This is a genomic window from Streptomyces sp. XY431 (genome assembly GCF_001279805.1).
In the GTDB taxonomy this organism is placed as follows: Bacteria; Actinomycetota; Actinomycetes; order Streptomycetales; family Streptomycetaceae; genus Kitasatospora; species Kitasatospora purpeofusca.
In genome coordinates this window covers 1-18,775 of record NZ_LGDO01000128.1, presented here as the reverse complement: position 1 = coordinate 18,775, position 18,775 = coordinate 1, and the positions used below count along the sequence as shown (strand labels likewise).

Annotated in this window: 17 protein-coding genes; 5 read left to right on the top strand and 12 right to left on the bottom strand. The window is 73.9% G+C overall.

Annotation, left to right across the window (positions count from 1 at the left end; all coding sequences use genetic code 11):
• Window positions 1–30: 30 nt before the first annotated feature.
• The 7 genes from pheT to infC all read right to left on the bottom strand — a co-directional run bounded on the left by pheT (window position 31) and on the right by infC (window position 7,823).
• The gene (gene pheT / locus ADK60_RS16105; protein ID WP_053646713.1) at window positions 31–2,532 is read right to left on the bottom strand and encodes a phenylalanine--tRNA ligase subunit beta; all 2,502 of its coding nucleotides are present in this window, start codon (window positions 2,530–2,532) and stop codon (window positions 31–33) included.
• Window positions 2,532–3,653 (bottom strand): phenylalanine--tRNA ligase subunit alpha, encoded by a 1,122-nt coding sequence (gene pheS, locus ADK60_RS16100; RefSeq protein ID WP_043471896.1) that lies wholly within the window; start codon window positions 3,651–3,653, stop codon window positions 2,532–2,534. Before pheS ends, pheT begins: the two co-directional genes overlap by 1 nt.
• Before the next feature lie 279 nt (window positions 3,654–3,932).
• The gene (locus tag ADK60_RS16095) at window positions 3,933–5,036 is read right to left on the bottom strand and encodes a sensor histidine kinase (RefSeq protein ID WP_045941068.1); all 1,104 of its coding nucleotides are present in this window, start codon (window positions 5,034–5,036) and stop codon (window positions 3,933–3,935) included.
• A gap of 209 nt (window positions 5,037–5,245) precedes the next feature.
• Window positions 5,246–6,115: a TrmH family RNA methyltransferase gene (locus ADK60_RS16090; protein ID WP_053646711.1), complete on the bottom strand. Its 870-nt coding sequence runs from the start codon at window positions 6,113–6,115 to the stop codon at window positions 5,246–5,248.
• A 98-nt stretch (window positions 6,116–6,213) separates the two neighbouring features.
• On the bottom strand, window positions 6,214–6,609 hold the full coding sequence (rplT, locus tag ADK60_RS16085; protein ID WP_030395970.1) for a 50S ribosomal protein L20: 396 nt from the start codon (window positions 6,607–6,609) through the stop codon (window positions 6,214–6,216).
• A 109-nt stretch (window positions 6,610–6,718) separates the two neighbouring features.
• On the bottom strand, window positions 6,719–6,913 hold the full coding sequence (rpmI, locus tag ADK60_RS16080; RefSeq protein ID WP_030055648.1) for a 50S ribosomal protein L35: 195 nt from the start codon (window positions 6,911–6,913) through the stop codon (window positions 6,719–6,721).
• A 139-nt stretch (window positions 6,914–7,052) separates the two neighbouring features.
• A complete protein-coding gene (gene infC / locus ADK60_RS16075) occupies window positions 7,053–7,823 on the bottom strand; it encodes a translation initiation factor IF-3 (RefSeq protein WP_078896663.1) in 771 nt (256 codons plus the stop codon).
• A 450-nt stretch (window positions 7,824–8,273) separates the two neighbouring features.
• Here infC and ADK60_RS16070 point away from each other — a divergent pair, with 450 nt between their 5' ends.
• The gene (locus tag ADK60_RS16070) at window positions 8,274–8,651 is read left to right on the top strand and encodes a DUF1844 domain-containing protein (protein WP_045941065.1); all 378 of its coding nucleotides are present in this window, start codon (window positions 8,274–8,276) and stop codon (window positions 8,649–8,651) included.
• A gap of 58 nt (window positions 8,652–8,709) precedes the next feature.
• On the opposite strand, the gene ADK60_RS16065 is transcribed toward ADK60_RS16070, so the two are convergent.
• Complete coding sequence (locus ADK60_RS16065; RefSeq protein WP_053646707.1) at window positions 8,710–9,483, bottom strand: SseB family protein; 774 nt, start codon at window positions 9,481–9,483, stop codon at window positions 8,710–8,712.
• A 137-nt stretch (window positions 9,484–9,620) separates the two neighbouring features.
• On the opposite strand from ADK60_RS16065, the gene ADK60_RS16060 reads away from it, so the two are divergent.
• From ADK60_RS16060 to ADK60_RS16050, 3 genes are all read left to right on the top strand, one after another.
• Entirely contained in the window at window positions 9,621–10,877 is a 1,257-nt protein-coding gene (locus tag ADK60_RS16060; protein ID WP_079008413.1) for an amino acid deaminase/aldolase, read from the top strand.
• An 82-nt stretch (window positions 10,878–10,959) separates the two neighbouring features.
• A complete protein-coding gene (locus ADK60_RS16055) occupies window positions 10,960–11,385 on the top strand; it encodes a hypothetical protein (RefSeq protein WP_053646768.1) in 426 nt (141 codons plus the stop codon).
• Window positions 11,386–11,655: 270 nt separating this feature from the next.
• The gene (locus tag ADK60_RS16050; protein WP_053646705.1) at window positions 11,656–12,579 is read left to right on the top strand and encodes a lytic polysaccharide monooxygenase auxiliary activity family 9 protein; all 924 of its coding nucleotides are present in this window, start codon (window positions 11,656–11,658) and stop codon (window positions 12,577–12,579) included.
• A 184-nt stretch (window positions 12,580–12,763) separates the two neighbouring features.
• On the opposite strand, the gene ADK60_RS16045 is transcribed toward ADK60_RS16050, so the two are convergent.
• The 4 genes from ADK60_RS16045 to ADK60_RS16030 form a co-directional block, all read right to left on the bottom strand.
• On the bottom strand, window positions 12,764–13,972 hold the full coding sequence (locus ADK60_RS16045) for a DUF2510 domain-containing protein (RefSeq protein WP_053646704.1): 1,209 nt from the start codon (window positions 13,970–13,972) through the stop codon (window positions 12,764–12,766).
• A 162-nt stretch (window positions 13,973–14,134) separates the two neighbouring features.
• A complete protein-coding gene (locus tag ADK60_RS16040) occupies window positions 14,135–14,977 on the bottom strand; it encodes a 3-oxoacyl-ACP reductase (protein WP_053646702.1) in 843 nt (280 codons plus the stop codon).
• A 9-nt stretch (window positions 14,978–14,986) separates the two neighbouring features.
• On the bottom strand, window positions 14,987–16,390 hold the full coding sequence (locus tag ADK60_RS16035) for an aldehyde dehydrogenase family protein (RefSeq protein ID WP_234371108.1): 1,404 nt from the start codon (window positions 16,388–16,390) through the stop codon (window positions 14,987–14,989).
• Window positions 16,387–17,793, bottom strand: coding sequence for a glutamine synthetase family protein (locus ADK60_RS16030; RefSeq protein WP_045941058.1), 1,407 nt, complete (start codon window positions 17,791–17,793; stop codon window positions 16,387–16,389). The genes ADK60_RS16035 and ADK60_RS16030 overlap by 4 nt, the downstream gene beginning before the upstream one ends.
• A gap of 159 nt (window positions 17,794–17,952) precedes the next feature.
• Here ADK60_RS16030 and ADK60_RS16025 point away from each other — a divergent pair, with 159 nt between their 5' ends.
• Window positions 17,953–18,690, top strand: a complete 738-nt coding sequence (locus ADK60_RS16025) for a gamma-glutamyl-gamma-aminobutyrate hydrolase family protein (protein WP_053646700.1) — start codon at window positions 17,953–17,955, stop codon at window positions 18,688–18,690.
• Window positions 18,691–18,775 lie beyond the last annotated feature (85 nt).

The window sequence follows — 18,775 nt, the reverse complement described above, 5'->3', positions numbered from 1 at the left end:
GGGCCCTCGTACCGCGGGGCGGACGGGTCGTCAGGCGCCGCGCAGCACCGCGCCGGTGCGGGCGACGGCCTCGGCGACGGCCGCCTCGCGGGCGGCGCTCGCCTCGTCGGCGGTCAGCGTCCGGTCCGCGGCACGGAACCGCAGCGCGTACGCCAGCGACTTGCGGCCCTCGCCGACCTGCTCGCCGGTGAAGACGTCGAACAGCCGGATCGCCTCCAGCAGCTCGCCGGCCCCGGCCCGCAGCGCGGCCTCGACCTCGGCGGCCGGCACGGCCGCGTCGACGATCAGCGCGACGTCCTGGGTGGCCACCGGGAAGCCGGAGACCGGCGGGCCGTCGACCCGCACGGCGCCGTCGGCGGTCAGCAGGTCCAGGTCGAGCTCCATCGCCGCGGTGCGCTCGGGCAGACCCAGCGCCTTGACGGCGCGCGGGTGCAGCTCACCGGCGTGGCCGACCACCCGGTCGGTGCCCGCCACGACCAGCTCGGCGCAGCGGCCCGGGTGCCAGGGCAGCAGCTGGCCCCGGCGCACGTCCAGCTCGACGCCGGCGGCCCGGGCCACCGTGCGGGCGGCCTCGATCGCGTCGGCCCAGCCGGCCGCGGAGCCCTTGCCCCACCAGCCGGACGGCAGCCGCTCACCGGCCAGCGCCACCGCGACCCGGCGCGGCTGGTGCGGCAGCGCGGCGTCCAGCGCGGCCAGCTCCTCGGCGCTGGGACGGCGGTCGACGGCCGGGCGCGGGGCGACCGACAGCTCGTCCTTCGGCAGGAACACCGTCCCCGTCTCGAAGACCGCCAGATCGGTGTTGCCGCGGCCGACGTTGCGGCGCAGCGCCCCGAGCAGGCCCGGCAGCAGCGTGGTGCGCAGCCCCGGCTCCTCGTCGTTGAGCGGGTTGACCAGCGTCACCGTCCGGCGGCGGCGGTCGTCCTGCTCCAGGCCGAGCGCGTCGAAGGACGCCTCGCCGACGAACGGGTAGTTGTTGACCTCGACGAAGCCGGCGCCGGCCAGCGCCACGCCCACCCGGCGGTGCGTCCGCTGGGCCTCGGTCAGGCCCTTGCCCGGCGGGACGGTGGGCATCCGGGCGGGGACGTTGTCGTACCCCTCCAGGCGGATGACCTCCTCCGCGAGGTCGTACGGGTCGGTGAGGTCGGGGCGCCAGGTCGGCGGGGTGACCTCCAGGACGTCGGCGCCGGAGACCGAGCAGCCGATCTCCTGGAGCCGCCGGGTGACGGTCTCGCGGCCGTACCCGGTGCCGGCGACCCGGTCGGGCAGGTCGGCGGCGATGGTGATGGTGCGCACCGGGTGCGGGGCGGCGATGTCGGTGACACCGGCCTCGGCGGTGCCGCCGGCGATCAGCACCAGCAGATCGACGGCGCGCTGCGCGGCGGCGCGGGCGGCCTCCGGGTCGACGCCGCGCTCGAAGCGCTTGGACGCCTCGGAGGGCAGCTTGTGCCGCTTGGCGCCGCGGGCGATGGCGACCGGGTCGAAGTGCGCCGCCTCGATGATCACCTCGGTGGTGCCCGGGCCCGCGGCCGGGTCGAGGATCTCGGTGGAGGCGCCGCCCATGACGCCGGCCAGGCCGATCGGGCCGGTGTTGTCGCAGATCAGCAGGTCCTCGGCGGACAGCGTGCGCTTGACGCCGTCGAGGGTGGTCAGGCTCTCGCCCGGCTCGGCCCGGCGGACCGTGATCGGGCCGTCCACGCGCTGCTTGTCGTAGGCGTGCAGCGGCTGGCCGACCTCCAGCATCACGTAGTTGGTGATGTCGACGGCGAGCGAGATCGGGCGGATGCCCGCCTTCTGCAGCCGGCGCTGGAGCCAGATCGGGGACTTGGCGGCCGGGTCGATGCCGACCACGGTGCGGGCCACGAAGCGGTCGCAGCCGGCCGGGTCGTTGACCTTCACCAGGTAGCCGAAGGAGTTCGCCGGCGGCACGTCGAGCAGCGCCGGGTCGGCCAGCGGCAGCCCGTACGCGGCGGCGGCCTCGCGGGCGACGCCGCGCATGGACAGGCAGTAGCCGCGGTCCGGGGTGACGGCGATGTCGAGCACCTCGTCGACCAGCTGGAGCAGCTCGATCGCGTCGGTGCCGGGCTCGTACTCGGGCGGCAGCACGATGATGCCGTCGTGGTCGTCGCCCATGCCCAGCTCGCGGGCGGAGCAGATCATGCCGGCCGAGGTGTGGCCGTAGGTCTGGCGGGCGGCGATCGGGAACGGGCCGGGCAGCACGGCGCCCGGGAGGACGACCACGACCTTGTCGCCGACGGCGAAGTTGGTCGCGCCGCAGACGATCTCCTGCGGGTCGCCGGTGCCGTTGGCCTCGCCGACGTTGACCCAGCAGTGCCGGATCGGCTTCTTGAAGCCGGTCAGCTCCTCGATGGAGAGCACCTCGCCGACCACCAGCGGGCCCTTGAGGTCGCCGCCGAGCTGCTCGACGGTCTCGACCTCCAGGCCGGCCCGGACCAGGCGCTCGGCCACGTCGCGGCCGGTCTCGCCGGCCGGCAGGTCGACGTACTCGCGCAGCCAGGAAAGCGGGACGCGCATCAGATCTCCATCCCGAACGGGAGGGTGAAGCGCACGTCACCCTCGACCATGTCGCGCATGTCGGCGACGTTGTGACGGTTCATCAGGATTCGCTCCAGGCCCAGGCCGAACGCGAACCCGCTGTAGCGGTCGGGGTCGACGCCGCAGGCGACCAGCACCCGCGGGTTGACGACGCCGCAGCCGCCGAGCTCGATCCAGCCCTCGGAGCCGCAGGTGCGGCAGGGCCGGTCCGGGTTGCCGACCGACTCGCCGCGGCACACGAAGCACTGCAGGTCGATCTCGGCGCTCGGCTCGGTGAACGGGAAGTACGAGGGCCGCCAGCGCAGTTCCAGGCCGTCGCCGATCAGGGTCGAGACCAGCTGCTCGATGGTGCCCTTGAGGTCGGCGAAGGTGATGCCCTCGTCCACGGCCAGGCCCTCGACCTGCCGGAAGACCGGGGTGTGGGTGGCGTCCAGCTCGTCGGTGCGGTAGACCCGGCCGGGGCAGACCACGTAGACGGGGGGCTCGCGGTCGAGCAGGGTGCGGGCCTGGACCGGGGAGGTCTGGGTGCGCAGCACCACGCCGGAGTCGGCGGAGCCGTCCGGGGCCCGGACGAAGAAGGTGTCCTGCATCGAGCGGGCCGGGTGGTCCGGGCCCAGGTTGAGGGCGTCGAAGTTCAGCCACTCGGCCTCGACCTCGGGGCCCTCGGCGACCTGGTAGCCCATCGCGACGAAGGTGTCCTCGATGCGCTCGGCCAGCGTGGTCAGCGGGTGGCGGGCGCCGCGCGGGGTGCGGTCGTAGGGCAGGGTGACGTCCACCGCCTCCTCGACCAGCACCCGAGCGTCGCGCTCGGCCTCCAGTTCGCCCTGCCGCTTGGCGAGGGCCTGGTTGACGGCGCCCCGGGCCTGGCCGATCAGCTTGCCGGCGGCGGCCTTGGCGTGCGGGGGCAGGGCGCCGATCTCGCGGTTGGCGAGGGAGAGCGCGGAGCGGTCGCCGGTGTGGGCGACCTTGGCCTGCTTCAGCTCGTCGAGGCTGGTGGCGGCGGCGAACGCGGCGAGCGCCTCGTCCCGGGCCGCCTCCACCACCTCGGGCTTGAGGGCCTCGACCTCGACCGGGTCGTACGACTTGTTGGGTGCCGACATCTCTATCTTCCCGTGCTCCTGCTCGTCCGTGCTCAGGTAAGGGGGCTCGTGCGCCCTCCGGGCCCGCCGACGGGCAGGAGGGGGCCACCGCGTCACGCCCGGCGTGGCCGGGGCACGGGCAGCCGGTCTCCGAACGGGGGAGGTGGGATGTCCGCGGCACGGCCGCGCAGGGCGTTCCACAACGCCAAAGGTCGAGTGTAGTCGCAGCGCGTAGCGCGACCGCCGTCAAGCCCGCCCGTGGACCGACCGCGCCCTGCGGGGCAGGGCGCCGGTGCTCGTTCAGAGCATGAAGTCGGGGATCCCGGCGGGCAGGACGAATCGGAACCGGGCGCCGCCGCCGGGCGCGCGGTCCACCCGGATCGAGCCGCCGTGGGCCTCGACGATGCCCTTGACGATGTAGAGGCCGAGGCCGGTGCCGCCGCGCCTGGAGCCGCGCCAGAAGCGGGTGAAGACGCGTGGAACCGCCTCTTCGGGGATACCGCTTCCTTCGTCGCTCACGGTGACCGCTGTGCCTTCCACGATGCGGGGCGGAGTGCCGGGGCGCTCCCAGACGGGGGCCTCGACGACCTCCTTGGCCGGTGCCACCTCGATGGTGACAGTCCCCTCGCCGTGGCGCACCGCATTTTCCAGCAGGTTGGCGAGCACCTGGTCGACCTTGTCCGGGTCCGCCCACAGCACCGTCAGCGGCTCGCCGATCCGGATGTCGAAGCGGTCCTCGGGGATGCCGGTGGCGACCTTGCGCTCGACGTGGCGGCGGACGGCGGCGGCCAGGTCCACCACCTGCTTGCGCAGCTCCAGCCGGCCCGCGTCGATCCGGGAGATGTCCAGCAGCTCGGCGATCAGCCGGGTGACCCGGTCCGCGTCGGCGTCCACGGTCTCCAGCATCAGCCGCTTCTGCCCGTCGGTGAACCGCTCCCACTTGGCGAGCAGGGTCGCCGTGAAGCCCTTGACGCTGGTGAGCGGCGAGCGCAGCTCGTGCGCGACGGTGGCGATCAGTTCGGCGTGGCTGCGCTCGGTGCGGCGGCGGGCCTCGGTGCCGCGCAGGGCGATCACCAGCTTCTCCACCGGCCCCTTGGGGCGGGCCCGCACGTAGCGGGCGGAGACCAGCACCTCGCGGCCGCCGGGCAGCAGCAGATTGCGCTCCGGCTGGCTGGTGCGGACGGCGAGGCCGCCGTACGGGTCGGTCAGCTGCCACCAGCGGCGGCCGTCGAGGTCCTCCAGCGGGAGGACGTCCTCCAGTCCGCTGCCGAGGGCGGCCCCCGGGTGGACGCCGGTCAGCCGGGCGGCGGCGCGGTTGAAGCAGACCACCCGGCCCAACGCGTCGGCGACCACCAGGCCGTCCGGCAGGTCGTCCGGGTCGAGCTCTGGCCCGCTGCCGACCATGGGTGTCCTCCCCGATTACCCACCGTGTCTTTCCCCCCACCGAGGCAGACCCTAGCGTCTCCCAGCCTCGGGTAATAGGGCCCGCGTCGAGTTCCCGGCGCACCCGGACGGCCCCGTTCCCGGGCTGTCACCGGGCGAGCGGCCCCTGGGCGGCCCGGCGGGATGCGGTGCCCGGCCGGGCCTGGGGGCCGCCTGCGCCCGGACGGGCGCTACCGGGCGGCCGCGCGGCACCCGCCGGGCGAGCGCTGGGCGCGGGCCGAGGCGTACAGGCAGACCGCGGCGGCGGTGGCCAGGTTGAGGCTCTCGGCATGCCCGTGGATCGGGACGCGCACGACCTCGTCGGTGAGCGCGCGGGTCTCCTCCGGGAGCCCCCAGGCCTCGTTGCCGAACACCCATGCGCCGGGCGCGCCCAGGGTGCCCTCGTCGAGCTCCCGGTCGAGGTCGCGCTCCCCCGCGCCGTCGGCGGCCAGTACCCGCACGCCGGCCTCGCGCAGCCGGCCGATCGCCTCCTCGACCGGCACGCCGACGGCGACCGGGAGGTGGAACAGGCTGCCGACCGAGGCCCGGACGGCCTTCGGGTTGTAGAGGTCCACGGAGGCGTCGGTGAGCACCACGGCGTCGGCCCCGGCCGCGTCGGCGGTGCGCAGTACGGTGCCGGCGTTCCCGGGGTCGCGGACGTGGGCGAGCACGGCGACCAGCTTCGGCCGGGCGGCCAGCACATCGGCGAACGGGGTGTCGATGAAGCGGCAGAGGGCGACGATGCCCTGCGGGGTCACGGTGTCGCAGATCCCGGCGATCACCTCGTCGGTGGCGGTGAGCACCGGCAGCCCCTCGGCCAGCGCGGACTCGACGATCCCGGCGTGCCGTTCGGCGGCCTCGACCGTGGCGTACACCTCGACCACGGCGTGCTCGCCCGAGCCCGGCAGCCGCCCGTACGCGACGGCCTCGCGCACGGCCTGCGGGCCCTCGGCGAGGAAGCGGCGCTCCTTGCCGCGCTGGCTGCGCTTGGCGAGCCTCCGGGCGGCGATGACGCGCGGCGAGCGCAGGGAGGTGAGCAGGGGCGTGTCGGTGCTCGGCATGGTCTCGTCTCTGTACTGGCGTCTGTGCGGTAACGCAAAACCGGACCCGCAGGATCGAGCCTGCGGGTCCGGTCAGCTCAACACAACTGATCCGAGGATCAGGCGGCGTCGGCGGCGGCCTTCGGGGCGTTGACGTCGGCCGGCAGCGCCTTCTGGGCGACCTCGACGAGCGCGGCGAACGCACCCGGGTCGTTGACGGCCAGGTCGGCCAGCATCTTGCGGTCGATCTCGACGCTGGCGGCCTTCAGGCCCTGCACGAAGCGGTTGTAGGTGATGCCGTTGGCACGGGCCGCAGCGTTGATGCGCTGGATCCACAGCTGACGGAAGTCGCCCTTGCGCTTCTTGCGGTCGTTGAAGTTGTAGACCAGCGAGTGGGTGACCTGCTCCTTGGCCTTGCGGTACAGGCGCGAGCGCTGGCCGCGGTAGCCGCTGGCGCGCTCCAGGATGACCCGGCGCTTCTTGTGGGCGTTCACTGCCCGCTTGACGCGTGCCACTTGATTACTCCTTGGGTTGGACCACGGACTACTTCACGTGGTCCGTCATTCGAATGGGTCGGGAAGGATCAGCTGCCCCGCACACGGCTGGCGCCGGGCGGGAGGGCGATCACTTGCCGAGAAGCTTCTTGATCTTCTTGGCGTCGGCGGGGGCCAGCTCGACCGTCCCGGCCAGCTTGCGGGTCAGCGTCGAGGGCTTGTGCTCCAGGAGGTGGCGGCGGCCGGCGCGCTCGCGCAGCACCTTGCCAGAGCCACTGATCTTGAAGCGCTTGCTGGCGCCACTGTGCGTCTTCTGCTTCGGCATGTCGCCGTATCTCCTCGTCGGTCCGTCCACGCCCGCGCGGTGTGCGCCGCGCGGGCGTGAAGGATGGATCTGCGGTGACCGGGCAGGACGCCCCGTCACCCTGGTGGCCGGTCTCCCGGGCCGCTCTGACCGGGGAAGGTCAGGCGCCCTGGGAGGCCTCGGCCGGCTGCTCGACCTCGGCGGCGGCCTCGGTCCCGGCCTCGACAACGGCCTCGGCGGCCTCGTCGTCGGCGTCGTCGATCTCGTCGGCCTCAGCCTCGGCCTCGGCCTCGGCGGCGGCGTTCTCGGCCTCGAGCGCGGCGTCGTCGTCCGCGGCGGCGTCCGGACCGGTGTTCCGGCCCTGGCGCTCGGCCTTGCGGGCGTCGGCGATCGCGCGGGCCTCGGCCATCGCCTCGGTCTTCTTCTTGTGCGGGCCGAGAACCATGATCATGTTCCGGCCGTCCTGCTTCGGCGAGGACTCGATGAAGCCCAGGTCCTGGACGTCGTCGGCGAGTCGCTGGAGCAGACGGAAGCCCAGCTCGGGGCGGGACTGCTCACGACCACGGAACATGATCGTGATCTTGACCTTGTCGCCCTGCTTGAGGAACCGAACGACGTGACCCTTCTTGGTGTCATAGTCGTGCGGGTCGATCTTCGGCCGGAGCTTCATCTCCTTGATGACCGTGTGCGCCTGGTTCTTGCGCGCCTCACGGGCCTTCATGGCCGACTCGTACTTGAACTTGCCGTAGTCCATGAGCTTGCACACCGGCGGCCGGGCGGTCGCCGCGACCTCGACCAGGTCGAGGTCGTACTCCTGCGCGAGCTCCAGCGCCTTGGCAAGCGGCACAATGCCGACCTGCTCGCCGCTGGGACCGACGAGTCGCACCTCGGGGACGCGAATCCGGTCGTTGATGCGGGGCTCGGTGCTGATGGGGCCTCCTCGGTTGCACCTTCTGCGATGCGGCCGTCGGACGGCGGTCGCACGTAGTGGACTCGACCACTGGGCGGGGCTTCATTCGTGCTGCGCTGTGGATCCCTACGCCCACACCGCGACACGAAAAAAGCCCCGCTCGGTACAAGCGGGGCTCCACACAACCGGGGGCGGCACCCGGTGAGGGGTGCTGCGGCGACTGTCGGCGCTGGGCGCCCGTCGCGGACCGGACCCGTCGACCGCGAGGCCGCTCGGGTGGGAGACTTTCGCGGTTGCCCTCTCGGGCCTCCTGGGTGGAGCCTCCTCTTGCTGGCCGGGAGTCCCTGGGGATTCCTGGCCGGTCAGTCTCGAAGCATACAGCGCCGGGGGATCGAACGCCATTCCGCCCCCGCCCGGCCCGGCTTGTACGCTCCCTCTGTACGGACACCGGCACGACGGAACGAGCCCCCCTTGAGCAGCGAGCCCATCCAGAACCCCGCCGCGGACGACGAGGCGATCGGCTTCGACGACCTCACCCGGGACATCGCCGAGGTCCCGGCCGTCGAGGTGATCACCACCGTCGCGGTGCACCTGATGAGCGCCGCGGCCGTCAAGTGCGGTCTCGCCGAGGGCGGCGACAAGGACAAGGACCTCGACGAGGCCCGCAAGCTCATCACCGCGCTGGCCGGACTGGTCACCGCCGGCGCCCCGGAGATCAGCAACTTCCACGCGGCGCCGCTGCGGGACGGCCTGCGCTCGCTGCAGCTGGCCTTCCGCGAGGCCTCGCTCGTCCCGGACGCCCCGGGCTCGGGCCCGGGCGAGAAGTTCACCGGGCCGGTCTACTCCTGAGACGCACCTACGGCGGCGGGGACCATCGTCACGTGACGACGGTCCCCGCCGTCCGTCGTCAGCGCCGGTAGAGCGGTTCGCCGGGCAGCCCCGTACCCGCCGGGAGGACCGCCAGGTCCAGCCCCAGGTCCAGCCGCACCCGCAGCACCGGGTCGGTGGCCACCGCCCGGCCCACCCGCTGCGCGGCCTCCTGCATCCCGGTCCGGTCCAGCGCCGGGTCCAGGACCACTGCGAGCACGCCGTCCGAGTCCTCGGCCGCCGCCAGTACCCCGGCGACCACCTGCGGCTCGGCGGCCAGCAGCGCCCGCACCGCCTCCCGCACCTCGGGGTCGGCGGCCGGCGCCAGGTACGGCCGGTTCTCCGCCAGGGCGCGCAGCCGCGCCCCGGACAGCAGGAACGGCACCGGCCCGGCCGGGTCCAGCAGCAGGGTGTCCGCGCGCTCGGAGAAGGCGACCATGGCGGCCTGGGGCGCGGCCACCGGCGCCGGGCGGGCGTCGGCCCGCCAGCGGGCCAGCGACTCCAGCGAGGTGAAGGCCGGCAGGGCGCGCCGGCCGTCGGCCGCCTCGACCAGCGGGACGGCCATGTCACTGCTCTTGTCGTGCTTGTGCCCGTGCTCGTCCACCTCGACCTCGCCGAGGATCGCCACGATCGGCACCATCAGCCGGGTCGGCGTCAGCGCCGCCAGCACCTGCGGCTCGACGGCGGGGTCCTGCGACCAGCGGGCGAGCGCGGCGGTCAGCGCCGGGTCCGCGGTGCCGTCGTCGCCGGAGAAGCCGGGGTCGGGGATGCTCTTGCCGACGAAGGCCGGGTTCGGGAAGTCGTTGCGGTCCACCCGCCCGACCCTATGCCACCGTACGGCCGCCCCGCGCGGACCGAAGGTCCCGTCCGGGATCCCCGTCCGGCGCCCCGACCGAAGGTCCCCCGTCCGACCCCTACCCGCGGGTAGGGCGGGTGTGGCACTCTGCGCCCATGGCCACGCCCGAAGCCGCTGCCCGCACCGCGTCCGCCCGCCCGACCGCCGCCCCGCCGGTCCCCTCCCCGGCCGCCGACCGGGCCCGGTACGACCGGGCCACCGCCCATCTGGACGGCCCGGTGGCCGTCGTCGACCTCGCGGCCTTCGACGCCAACGCCGCCGATCTGGTGCGCCGGGCCGGGGGCAAGCCGGTCCGGGTGGCCAGCAAGTCGGTGCGCTGCCGCGCCCTGCTGGAGCGGGTACTGGCCATGGAGGGCTTCGCCGGGGTGATGAGCTTCACCCTCGCCGAGTCGCTCTGGCTGGCCCGCACCGGCCTGCGCGACATCCTGCTGGCCTACCCCTCCAGCGACCGCGCCGGCTTCGCCGAGCTGACCGCCGACCCGGAGCCGGCCGCCGCCGTCACCGTGGTCATGGACGACCCGGCCCAGCTGGACCTGGTCGACGCGGCCCGGGCCGGCTCCGCCGAGGTGCGGGTCTGCCTGGAGCTGGACACCGCGCTGCACCTGCTCGGCGGCCGGGTCCGGGTCGGCGCCCGCCGCTCGCCGCTGCGCACCCCCGAGGACGTGGCCGCCTTCGCCGAGCTGGTGCAGCGCCGCCGGGGCTTCCGGGTGGTCGGGCTGATGGCCTACGAGGGACACGTCGCCGGCGTGGGCGACGCGGTGCCCGGGCGGCCGGTGCGCTCCGGGCTGATCCGGCTGATGCAGGCCCGGGCCCGGACCGAGCTGGCCGAGCGGCGCGCGGCGACGGTCCGGCTGGTGCGCCGGGTGGCCGAGCTGGAGTTCGTCAACGGCGGCGGCACCGGCAGCGTCGAGTCGACGGTGGCCGAGCGCGCGGTGACCGAGGTGGCGGCCGGCTCCGGGCTGTACCAGCCGCGGCTGTTCGACAACTACCGGTCGTTCCGGGGCCGGCCGGCCGCGCTGTTCGGCCAGCCGGTGGTCCGCCGGCCCGGGCTCGGGGTGGTGACGGTGCTGGGCGGCGGCTACCCGGCGTCCGGCGCGGCCGGTCCGGACCGCTCCCCCGTGCCGTACCTGCCGGCCGGGCTGCGCTACGACCCGATGGAGGGGGCCGGCGAGGTGCAGACGCCGCTGCTCGGCGCGGCCGCGGACGATCTGCTGATCGGCGACCGGGTCTGGTTCCGGCACGCCAAGGCGGGGGAACTCTGCGAGCGCTTCCCGGAGTTGCACCTGGTGGAGGGCGACCGGGTGGTGCGCACCGTGCCCACCTACCGGGGCGAGGGGCAAACCTTCCTCTGAGCCTGCGGCTCGCGACGTTCCGCCTCTTCCGGCCGCCGGTTCCACTACCGTGGACGGGATCGCACCGACGGAGGGGGAGGCCGTGGAGGCCGAGATCGCGCAGCTGGTGACGACGGGGGCCACGACGGTGGTCGGGCTGATGGCCACCGAGGCGTGGACGCAGGCCCGTTCGCGCCTGGCCGCGCTCTTCGGGCGGGGCCGGGACGCCGAGGAGGTGTCGGCCGAGCTGGAGGAGATCCGGGTCGAGGTGGTCCGGGCGGACGGCGACGCCGAGCTGGTCGGCGACCAGGCCGCCGAGCTGCGCAACCGGCTCCGCCGGCTGCTGCGGCAGGATCCGCGGGCGGCGGCGGAGCTGGAGGCACTGCTGCGGGAGTTCACGCCACGTCAGCAGTCCGGTGGCAGCGTGTACAACCAGACGGTCAACCACGGGACGATCACCGAGTCCGTCATTCAGGCTGGGCGGATCACCACCTACAACAACTACCAGTCCCCGCCCCCGAGGGACTGAACCCCGGCGCGAGAGCCCGGCCGAACCTTGGCCGGACCTTAAGAAGGCCCGATGGGATGCCTAACTGTGGCGTCCCGTCGGGCCTTTGTGCTGCTCGACAGGCTACATTCCGTCAAAAAGTGGCCCACAGCGCACTATTGCCAGCTGGTCTAGTCCAATCATACGCTCAGCCCAGGGACCGGCGCGCCGGGTCGGCCGGCCCCTCGGGCAGACGTGCCCGGCACTCCCCCACAACCTCGACCCGGTACACGGTCAAGGAGTCCCCACCCCATGTCCATGAAGCGCACCGCCCTGTCCGTCGGCGTCATCGGCGCCGCCTTCCTCTCCGTCTCCGCCGCCGGCATCGGCACGGCCGGCGCCCACGGCACCGTGACCAACCCGGTCAGCCGGGTCGCGGCCTGCTACGCCGAGGGTCCGGAGACCCCCAAGTCGCAGATCTGCAAGGACCTCGTCGCGCTGAGCGGCACCCAGCCGCTGTACGACTGGAACGAGGTCAACCTCGCCAACGCCGCCGGCAACCACCAGGCGCTGATCCCGGACGGCAAGCTCTGCTCCGCCGGCCGCGACAAGTACAAGGCCCTGGACCTGCCGCGCGCCGACTGGCCGGCCACCGCGGTCACCGCCGGAAAGATCGACTTCAAGTTCCGGGTCACCGCCCCGCACCAGGGCAACCAGACCATCTACATCACCAAGCAGAGCTGGAGCCCCACCCAGCCGCTCAAGTGGTCCGACCTCGACGCGGTGCCGGTCGCCCAGGTGCCGACCCTCCGCACCTCCGACAACGGCTACTACAACTACAGCGGCACCCTGCCGCAGCGCACCGGCCGCCAGCTGCTCTACATGGTGTGGCAGCGCACCGACAGCCCCGAGGCGTTCTACAGCTGCTCGGACGTCGACTTCGGCAAGGGCACCTCGCTCACCGAGGCGGTCTCCGCGCTCACCGCCCAGGCCCCGGCCGCGCCGAGCGAGGCGCAGATCGCCGCCGGCCAGTCCAAGTCCACCGTGGCCCACCACGGACACGGCGGCAACGCCGAGGAACCGGCCGGCAAGGTCGTCGCGGCCGACAGCGCGGCGGTCGGCGGCGGTTCCGCCACCGGGCCGCTGCTGCTCACCGGTGCCGCCGCGATCGGCCTCGGCTGGGCCGCCATGGTGCTCCGGCGCCGTCGGGTCGAGGCTGTTCGACACGACGGCTGACCGCCGGAAGCCGGGGCGGCGCCGTCCCGATCCCCCGTTCGGCGCCTGCCCCGGCCGATCCACCCGTTGCGGTACGGCGGCGGCCCGCCCGGAGTGTTCCGGGCGGGCCGCCGCCGTGCGTGAGCCGAACCGTTGCGGGCTGCGCCCCGGGGCCCGCGTCGGGGCCCCGGGGCGGCTGCCCTGGTCAGGTGTTCGAGGTGCCGGTACCGCCGCCGTCCTGGCCGCCGGGGAAGCCCTGGATCCCGGGCAGCTTGCCGCTGTAGTCGTTGATGCCCTTGAGGATGGTGTCCATCACCGCGACGTCCGGCGCCTTGTCGGCGATGTCGAAGCCGAAGTGCACCGAGACCAGCGACTTGCCGTCGGCGGACGGGAAGACCACCGTCTGCACATAGCCGTCGTTGCCCTTGGCGGCGTCCACCTTCCAGCGGACCAGGTAGCCGTCCCGGCCGTCCACCTTGACCGCCTCGGACTTGAGCTCCTCGTGCGAGAGGACCTCGTTGTAGGAGTCCTTGACGGCCTTGTCGATGTCGGCCTTGGCCGCCGCCTGGACGTCGGTGCCGCCGCCGTCGATCCGGCCGGTGTTGGCACCGCCCAGCGAGCAGGTACCGCCGCCCTCGCAGTCGTACTGGCCGATGCTGAGGCCGGCGAAGCCGTCGCGGGTGGTACCGCCCTCCCAGCCCGCGGGGACGGGCAGGACCAGCCGGTTCACCGCGTCGATGGCCTGGGTGCTGTTGGCGCCGTTGCCCCGGCCACCGTTGCCGTTCCCGTTGCCCTGGCCGCCGTTGCCCTGGCCGCCGTTGCCGTTGCCGTTCCCCCGGCCGCCGTTGCCATTGCCGTTGCCCTGGCCACCGTTGCCCTGGCCGCCGTTGCCGCCGTTGTTGCCGCCGTTGCCGCCCGGGTCGCCGAAGTCCGGCAGACCGCGCCACGGGCCGTTCCCATTGCCGTTGCCATTGCCATTGCCGCCGGGCGGAACCACCGGGCGCGCGCTGTGGTGCCGGTCGCCGTGGTCGTCCATCGCCAGGTAGGTGATGCCCGAGCCGACGCCCAGGCCCAGCACGGCCGCCACCGCGGCCGCGATCACGATCCTGGACGGCTTGCGGCGCCGCTTCGGCGGTGGGGGCGGCGGCGAACCGTAGGCGGTGCCGAAGGGCGGCGGCTCCGGGTAGCGGACCGACGGTCCGCCCTCCAGCACCTCCCCCTCCAGCACCCGGGTCTCGGCGGTCTCCTCCGGCCCCGGAGCGCCGGCCGCCGGGGCCTCCGGCGGCGGCGCGTCCGAGGGTGCGGGCCGGGTGCTGGCCGTCCAGCCCTTGCCGTCCCACCAGCGTTGGGGTCGCGGGTCGCTGGTGATGTCCTTCGGGTCCGGGTACCACCCGGCGGGGATCTGCTCACTCACGACAGAGAATCTAAAGGCAGCCGGATAAGCGCGAAATCAGCTGGACCCCGAATTCCGGCCCTTTTCGATGAAATTACGGTGAGAAGGCGGGAGCCGCCCCTCCGGAGGCCCGGAACGTGTCTTTCCGCTCACACCCCGGGTCACCCCCGAGTCACTCCCGGGTCACTCCCCGGGGCCGTGCAGCGGCGTCACATAGGCACCGGAGATCCCGCCGTCCACCAGGAACTCGCCGGCCGTCATGAACGAGGAGTCGTCGCTGGCGAGGAAGGCGACCGCGGCCGCGATCTCCTCCGGCCGGGCGAAGCGGCCGAGCGGGATGTGCACCAGCCGGCGGGCCGCCCGCTCCGGGTCCGCGGCGAACAGCTCGCGCAGCAGCGGGGTGTCCACCGGCCCCGGGGAGAGCGCGTTCACCCGGATGCCCTCCCGGGCGAACTGCACGCCCAGCTCGCGCGACATCGCCAGCACCCCGCCCTTGGACGCGGTGTAGGAGATCTGCGAGGTCGCCGCGCCCATCCGGGCCACGAAGCTCGCGGTGTTGATGATCGAACCCCGCCCGTGCCGGCGCATGTACGGCAGCACGGCCCGGCAGCACAGGTAGACCGAGGTCAGATTGACCTCCTGGACCCGGCGCCAGGCATCCAGCCCGGTGGCGAGGATCGAGTCGTCCTCCGGCGGCGAGATGCCGGCGTTGTTGAAGGCGACGTCCACGCTGCCGAAGGTCTCGTAGGCCTCGTCGAACAGCGCCTCGACCATCGCCGAATCGGTCACGTCGGTGTGCACGAACAGGCCGCCGACCGCCTCGGCGGCCGCCTTGCCGGCGGTCTCGTCGATGTCGGCGCAGACCACCCGGGCGCCCTCGGCGGCGAGCCGGCGGGCCGAGGCCAGGCCGATCCCGCTGCCCGCGCCGGTGATCACGGCCGTGCGCCCGACCAGCCGGCGGCAGAGCGGCTCGTCGGCCTCCCCCGACTCGTGGCGGTGGTGGGGCCGGGGGGCGTTCCGGGTCACTGGCGGCTCCTACGCTTCGGTACGGATGTAGACGTTCTTGGTCTCGGTGAAGTGCGCCAGCGCCTCCGGCCCCAGCTCGCGGCCGACGCCGGACTCCCCGAAGCCGCCGAACGGCGTCCAGTACCGCACCGAGGAGTGCGAGTTGACCGACAGGTTCCCGGCCGCCACCCCGCGCGCCAGCCGCAGCGCCCGGCCCAGGTCGCGGGTCCAGATCGAGCCGGACAGGCCGTACCGGGTGGCGTTGGCCAGCCGCAGCGCGTCCGCCTCGTCCTCGAACGGGAGCACCACCGCGACCGGGCCGAAGATCTCCTCGGTGACTGCCGGGACGTCCGGCCGGGTCGGCGCCAGCACCGTCGGCGGGTACCAGAATCCGGGCCCGTCCGGGACCGTGCCGCGGGCCAGCACCGGCAGGTCGGGCGTCACGTACGAGGCGACCCGGCGCACCTGCGCGGCCGAGATCAGCGGGCCGAGCGTGGTCCGCGGATCGGCCGGGTCGCCGGTGCGGACCGCCTCGACGGCCGGCAGCAGCAGGGCCAGGAAGTCGTCGAGGACCTCCCGCTGGACCAGGATCCGGCTGCGGGCGCAGCAGTCCTGGCCGCTGTTGTCGAGGAAGGACATCGGGTCGGCGGCGCCCGCGAGGTCGGCGTCGGCGAAGACGATGTTGGGGCTCTTGCCGCCGAGTTCGAGGGTCACCCGTTTGGCCCGGGCCGCGCAGCGGGCGGCGACCTCCTTGCCGACCAGGGTGGAGCCGGTGAAGACGATCTTCCGCACCTTCGGGTGGTCCACCAGTGCCCGGCCGGTCACCGCCCCGGAGCCCGGCACCACCTGGAACAGGCCCTCGGGCAGCCCGGCGGCGAGGGCGAGTTCGGCCAGCCGCAGCGCGGTGAGCGGGGTCGCCTCGGCGGGCTTGAGCAGGACGGCGTTGCCCGCCGCGAGGGCGGGTGCGAAGCCCCAGGCGGCGATCGGCATCGGGAAGTTCCACGGCGCGATCACCCCGACCACGCCGACCGGTTCGCGGAAGGTGACGTCCAGCCCGCCGGCCACCGGGATCTGCCGCCCGGTCAGCCGCTCCACTCCCCCGGCCGCGTACTCCAGCAGGTCGCGGACGTTGCCGGCCTCCCAGGTGGCGCTGCCGATGGTGTGGCCGGCCTCGGTGACCTCCAGGGCGGCGAGTTCGGGGACGTGCACGTCCACCTGGTCGGCGAAGCGCCGCAGCAGCCGGGCCCGTTCGCCGGGCGGCAGGGCGGCCCAGCCGCGCTGGGCGGCGACGGCGCGCCGCACGGCGGTGTCGAGCTGCCCTGGTGTGGTGTCGGGCAGGGTGGCGAGGACCTCGCCGGTGGCGGGGTTGCGGACGGTGCAGGCCGGGGGTGCCGTCTCGGTGAGGGTGGCGGTGGTCGTGTCGATGGTGCTCACATCCGCTCGAAGGACCGGTAGCGCTCCCAGTCGGTGATCGCGCCGTCGTAGGCGTCCTGTTCGACCCGGGCCATGTGGAGGTAGTGCTCGACCACGTCGTCCCCGAAGGCCGTACGGGCCAGTTCGCTCGCGCCCCACAGGTCGGCGGCCTCGCGCAGCGAGCCGGGCACCCGGGCGTAGTCCTCGACGGCGTAGGCGTTGCCCAGGCAGGGGGCGGGCAGCTCCAGCTTCTGCTGGACGCCGTGCAGGCCGGCGGCGATCATGCCGGCCACCGCCAGGTAGGGGTTGACGTCCCCGCCGGGCACCCGGTTCTCCATCCGCAGGCCCGCGCCGTGCCCCACCACCCGGTAGGCGCAGGTCCGGTTGTCCCGGCCCCAGGCGACCGCGGTCGGCGCGAACGAGCCCGGGCGGTAGCGCTTGTAGGAGTTGATGTTCGGCGCGTACAGCAGGGTGAACTCGCGCAGCGCGAGCAGCTGCCCGGCCAGGAAGTGCCGCATGGTGTCGGTCATCCGGCCGTCGGCGGCGGCAAAGGCCGGGGCGCCCACCGCGTCCCGCAGCGACAGGTGGATGTGGCAGCTGTTGCCCTCGCGCTGGTCGTACTTGGCCATGAAGGTGAGCGCGCAGCCGAGTTGGGCGGCGATCTCCTTGGCCCCGGTCTTGTAGACGCTGTGCTGGTCGCAGGTGGTGAGCGCGTCGGCGTAGCGGAAGGCGATCTCGTGCTGGCCGAGGTTGCACTCGCCCTTGGCGGACTCCACCACCAGGCCCGCGCCGGCCATCTCGGTGCGGATCCGGGAGAGCAGCGGCTCGACCCTGGCGGTGCCCAGCAGCGAGTAGTCGACGTTGTAGAGGTTGGCCGGGGTGAGTCCGCGGTAGCCGCCCTGCCAGGCCTGTTCGTAGGTGTCGCGGAAGACCAGGAACTCCAGCTCGGTGCCGATGTCCGCGGCCAGGCCGTACTCGGCGAGCCGGGCGATCTGGCGGCGCAGCAGCTGGCGGGGCGCGGCGGCCACCGGGTGGCCGCCGTGGCCGGCCAGGTCGGCGGTGACCTGGGCGGTGCCGGGCTGCCAGGGGGTCAGGCGGAGGGTCGACAGGTCGGGGCGCATGGCGAAGTCGCCGTAGCCGGTCTCCCAGGAGGAGAGCGCGTAGCCGTCCACGGTGTTGAGTTCGACGTCGACGGCCAGCAGGTACTCGCAGGCGTCGGCGCCGTGCTCGGCCACCTCGTCGAGGAAGAAGCCGGCGGCGAAGCGCTTGCCCTGGAGCCGGCCCTGCATGTCGGTGAAGCCCAGGGCGACGGTGTGCACCTCGCCCGCGTCGACCAGCGCGCGCAGTTCGTCGAGGGTGAGCGGGGCGCGCCGCCGGGGGGTGCCGGGCCCGGCGGCCCCGGGTGCGGTGGTGCGGTCGGACATGGCGGACGCCCTCCTCCTCCTCGATCACGCAGCGAGACCGAGCGGTCACAGCGAACCGTACGGCCTGGCGCTGACAGCGCGGAAGAGGGCGGGCGGGTGTGGCGCGCCGAGGTGCGAGGTTGACGGGTGATCGGGCGGGACGGGAGGAGAATGCGCGCCATGGATCGCAGGCCTATTGTCGGCGTCAGCACCTATCTGGTGGACGCGAGTTGGAGCGACTGGCGCGACCGCCGGGTGGCCCTGGTGCCCGAGCGGTACACCGCCTATGTACAGAATTCGGGCGGGATCGCGGTGCTGCTGCCGCCCGACGCCCCCGAGCGCGCGCCGGAGGTGCTCGCCCGGCTGGACGCACTGGTCGTCGCGGGCGGACCGGACATCGACCCCGCCTACTACGGGCAGCCGCCGCACCCGCTGACCGACGTCGACACGGTCGAGCGCGACGTCTGGGAGTCGGCGCTGCTGCGGGCGGCGCTGGCGGCCGGGATGCCCCTGCTGGGGATCTGCCGGGGCATGCAGGTGCTCAACGTGGTGTGCGGGGGCACGCTGATCCAGCACCTGCCGGACGTGGTGGACGTGGACGTGCACGCGGGCTCGCCCGGCCGGTACGGGACGCATGTGGTGCGGCCGGTGCCGGGGACGCTGCTGGGCGGGCTGCTGCCGGAGCCGGAGCTGACCGTGCCGACCTTCCACCACCAGGCGGTGGACCGGCTGGGGACCGGGCTGCGGGTGGGCGCGCACGCGCCGGACGGGACGGTGGAGGCGGTGGAGGGGCCGGGCTTCACGCTCGGGGTGCAGTGGCATCCGGAGCAGGGGGAGGACCTGCGGGTGATGCGGGCGCTGGTGCGGGCCGCGACGGCGGCGCGGTCGCTGCAGCTGGAGCCGGTGGAGGTCGGGTAGTCCTCCGCGGGCCGGGGCGCGCCGCCGGAAACCCCGCGGCGCGCCCCGGCCGGGCCCTACGGGGCGGTGGGGATCGGGGCGGGGA